This window comes from Pseudomonas sp. AP42, assembly GCF_001728935.1.
Lineage (GTDB): Bacteria > Pseudomonadota > Gammaproteobacteria > Pseudomonadales > Pseudomonadaceae > Aquipseudomonas > Aquipseudomonas lactis.
This window is the reverse complement of the sequence record NZ_LYSO01000218.1, coordinates 1-1,194: the sequence shown is the minus strand read 5'-3', so window position 1 is coordinate 1,194 and position 1,194 is coordinate 1. Positions and strand designations below refer to the sequence as shown.

The following is a 1,194-nucleotide window of genomic DNA, read 5'->3' as shown; positions in this document are numbered from 1 at the left end:
AGATTCTATGGTTGAGGGGCAACCCTCAACCAACCTTTGGCTGATATTCGCTTTGCCCTTTCAGTAGAGCGAACACCACTCGAGCAAGCTTGCGAGCCAATATTACCAACGCTTGAGTGGTGCTATAGCCTCGTGCCCTCTGTGCTTGATAAAACGCCTTCCATGTCTCTGTTCGGCTAGCCGCCATCGCGGCGTTATGCAGCAGGCGCCGGGCCTCTGAGTCGCCGCGCTTACTTAAACTACGACGACCATCTTTCTGTCCTGACTTGTTGACGCGCAAATCCATACCAAGAAAGGCGATAAACGCGTCTGAATTCCTGAATTCTCCCCGTTGGAAGGTGGCAATCAAGCGCGCGCCAGTCAAAAAGCCGATGCCTTCGACCTTCAAGCAACGCTTCAACTGCCCCAGCAAACCTGCCTCTTTCAGGCAATCACTGATCATCTTTTCAATTAACCCTTCAAGTCTCTGCATCGACTTGACCTGCTCGGCAAACGAGGCCTTAAGCAGCGGTTCATTCGCCCAGCTTTGCGTCAGGCTGACGCGCGCCTGAACCAAGGCTGCGCGCCGACGAAACAGGCTTAGAAGGTGGCGATACAGCGGCGATGGCGGTGTCCAGGGACGCAGTTCGTCTGCCTCCTTTCTCAAATAGCGGGCGAGCAGCTGGGCATCCAAAGCATCAGTCTTGGCCCGGATCTTCAAGCTTTCGCGGTAATGTTTAAGCTCATAACCTCCAACCATGTAAACCACGCAACCAGCTTCATGGGCTAGATCGGAAAACTCCAAGTGGTAGATGTTGGTGGCTTCAATTGCGATGGCCACTTTGCAGGACAGCGTTTTCAGCCATTTTTTGATAGCAGCTTTGTTGTTTGCGATCGTTTCCAGTAGATCGGCTTCAGCGTGATAAATCACCAGCTCATTCTTAGCGACATCAACGCCTACGATCGGCTTTGAGACAGAAACTGGCATTGCCATGGGGGCTTCCTCCGGGCTATGTTTTTGAGCACTTGAAGGGCTCACCCAGAGGCGCAGGCTTGTTCCTATCGTCGGTCATAGCCAGATGCATTCTTTATCGGCGCTTGGGTGAAAGGAGGAGGGGCGAAATCTCCCACGGTCTGTACTGCGTCAACAGTCAGAATCGGGCTTTGTCCCTTCTCCTCCCTTCAAGTCCTAGCATACAAGCGGGCTTGCTCGCG

The 1,194-nt window shown here is 53.3% G+C and carries 1 protein-coding gene; it reads right to left on the bottom strand.

The window, feature by feature from the left end; genetic code table 11:
• Positions 1-25: 25 nt before the first annotated feature.
• Positions 26-967: an IS110 family transposase gene (locus A7K61_RS30580; RefSeq protein ID WP_371914730.1), complete on the bottom strand. Its 942-nt coding sequence runs from the start codon at positions 965-967 to the stop codon at positions 26-28.
• Positions 968-1,194: the final 227 nt, after the last annotated feature.

Excerpts from the sequence above, each read along its gene's own strand:
- A7K61_RS30580 (WP_371914730.1), bottom strand. The coding sequence starts at position 967 with ATGCCAGTTTCTGTCTCAAAGCCGATCGTAGGCGTTGATGTCGCTAAG.